This is a genomic window from Rhizobacter sp. P1_G5, assembly GCF_056405435.1.
On the sequence record NZ_JBFUCB010000792.1, the window covers coordinates 1 to 2,374 of the forward strand.

A 2,374-nucleotide genomic window follows, 5' to 3' on the forward strand; every position below is an offset into this window, starting at 1 on the left:
GCACCGAGCAGGCGCGCGCCGTCGCCGGCCAGGTACACGCCGCGCGTGCTGCTGCGTCCGCAGTCGTCGATGCGCGGCAGCCACTGCCGGCTCACCGGCTCGAACTCGAACTCGCAGCGCGCCAGGTCGGCCAGCTGCGTCTCGGCGCGCAGGTGCCAGCCGAGGCCGACCGCATCGGCCTCGAAGCGGCGCTCAACGCCCCGCGCATCGCGCACCACGACGCCCGACACGCCGTCGCCGGCCGAGCCGTCGATGCGCAGCGGCTGCACGCCGTTCAGCACCGCGACGCCGGCCCGACGCAGCGCGGCCTGCAGCGCGATGCCGCGCAGCAGCAGCCGCGGGCGCCGCAGCAGCCCGCGCAGCGCGGTCCAGCCCGGCAGCGCCGGGGCGGTGTCCAGCACCGCCTCGACGCGCGCGCCGGCCTTCAGGTACTGCGCGGCGACCAGGTACAGCAACGGCCCGCTGCCGATGAACACCACGCGCGAGCCGATCGCACAGGCCTGCGCCTTCAGCGCGATCTGCGCCGCGCCCAGGCTGTAGCAGCCGGCGCGCTGCCAGCCCGGCACCGGCATCAGCCGGTCGGTGGCGCCGGCGCAGACGATCAGCGCGTCGAAGGCCAGCGTCTGCGAGCGCCCGCTCGGCGCGTGCACGGTGTGCAGCTGGCCGGCCGTCAGGTTCCAGGCCAGCGTTTCGCTGCGGTGCTCGATCTGCCCGTGCAGCGCGTCGAAGTCGCGGTGCAGCGACTGCGCCTTCGCGGCCTCGCTGCCATACAGCGTCGCGTGGCTGCGCCGGAAGCCTTCCGGTTGGCGGCGGTAGATCTGGCCGCCGTCGCGCCGCCCTTCATCGATGACGATCGGACGCAGGCCGGCCTGCACCAGTGCCTGCGCGGCACGCACCCCTGCCGGCCCGGTGCCGACGACCACCATGCGCGGCGTCATCGCGGCACCTCGCCGCGCCGGCGTTGCGCCAGCTCCGGCGTCAGCGGCCACAGCGACGCCGGCGGCGCGGTGCGCACGCTCATGCCGTCGAGCGCCGCCGTCGAGCAGGCGCGCAAGCGCCGGCCGGCATCGTCCCAGACCCAGCAGTCCTGGCAGGCGCCCATCAGGCAGAAGCCGGCGCGCGCGCCATCGCCGAACTCGGACTGGCGCAGCTGCCGGCCGTGCATCAGCAGCGCCACCAGCAGCGTGTCGCCTTCGAGCGCCGTGGCGGGCTGGCCGTCGATGCGCAGCTGGATGGAAGGCCGCGCGGTTTCGGCCAGGCGCACGAAGCGCCCACTGCGGCCGGGCGTGGGCTGCTTCATGAGGGGTCCACCAGGATCAGGGGTTGGTCGGGAACAGCCGTTCGATCGGGTAGTGCGTCTTGATGAACGGCGACTTGATCACGATGAAGCTGAAGTACTTCTCGATGCCGATGTTGCGCTCCAGCAGGTCCTCGATCAGCGCCTGGTAGTGGTTGACGCCGCGCGTCGTGAACTTCAGCAGGTAGTCGTAGCCGCCGCTCACCAGGTGGCACTCGAGGATCTCGTCGACCCCGCGGATCGCGGCCTCGAAGCGCACGAAATCCTCGCGGTGATGGTCCGACAGCGTGACCTCGGTGAACACCGTCAGCGTGTCGCCCAGCTTCTCCAGGCGCAGCTGCGCGCCGTAGCCCGCGATGTAGCCGGCCTGCTCGAGCCGCTTCACGCGGATCAGGCAGGGGCTGGGCGACAGGCCGACGGCCTCGGCCAGGTCGACGTTGGTGATGCGCCCGTTCTTCTGCAGCTGGCTCAGGATGCGCAGGTCGAGGCGGTCGAGCTTGAGGGAGCTGGTCACGGCAGGAAGAGGAGTCTGGGGTGGCCGATTTTGCGACGGGAAACCGCGCGGTGGAGCAGAACATCATCGCCGCCTACTTCAGCGCGGCGCGCAGGTCGGGTTCGCGCAGCACGTCGTCGAGCGTGCCGCGCAGGCGCTGCGCCATCTGCACGAACTCGTCCTCGGTRAAGCACAGCGCCGGCGCAAAGCCCAGGATGTGGTCGCCGAACGAGCGGAAGATCAGCCCGCGCCGGTAGCCGGCGTCGAACAGCCGGTCCGGCAGGCCGAGCGCCGGATCGAAGCCGTGCTTCGTGGCCTTGTCGCTCACCAGYTCCAGCGCGCCCAGCAGCCCGCGGTGGCGCGACTCGCCGACCAGCGGGTGATCGCGCAGGCCGTCCATCACGGCCGCGAAGTGCGGCGCCACCGCCTGGCCGTGGGCGAGGATGCCGCCCTCGTCGTACAGGCGCAGCACCTCGAGCGCGATGGCCGCGCTGACCGGGTGGGCCGAGTAGGTCGCGCCGTGGCCGATCGCCGCGCCCGCCGGCGCGCCGTCGGCGATGCCGGCGAAGACCTGCTCCGACATC

General features: G+C 72.6%; 4 protein-coding genes. All 4 read right to left on the reverse strand.

Annotated elements, in window-relative coordinates; translation table 11 throughout:
• Positions 1-938: NAD(P)/FAD-dependent oxidoreductase (locus AC1D12_RS31125; RefSeq protein ID WP_477845061.1), on the reverse strand; the 938-nt coding region annotated here is incomplete at its 3' end.
• Positions 935-1,300, reverse strand: coding sequence for a (2Fe-2S)-binding protein (locus tag AC1D12_RS31130; protein ID WP_465111933.1), 366 nt, complete (start codon positions 1,298-1,300; stop codon positions 935-937). The genes AC1D12_RS31125 and AC1D12_RS31130, both read right to left, overlap by 4 nt.
• 16 nt (positions 1,301-1,316) lie before the next feature.
• Positions 1,317-1,811, reverse strand: a complete 495-nt coding sequence (locus AC1D12_RS31135; protein ID WP_047504267.1) for an Lrp/AsnC family transcriptional regulator — start codon at positions 1,809-1,811, stop codon at positions 1,317-1,319.
• Positions 1,812-1,884: 73 nt separating this feature from the next.
• On the reverse strand, positions 1,885-2,374 hold a 490-nt coding region (locus AC1D12_RS31140), incomplete at its 5' end, for an aminotransferase class III-fold pyridoxal phosphate-dependent enzyme (protein WP_477845062.1).

Excerpts from the sequence above, each read along its gene's own strand:
- AC1D12_RS31130 (WP_465111933.1), bottom strand. The coding sequence starts at position 1,300 with ATGAAGCAGCCCACGCCCGGCCGCAGTGGGCGCTTCGTGCGCCTGGCC.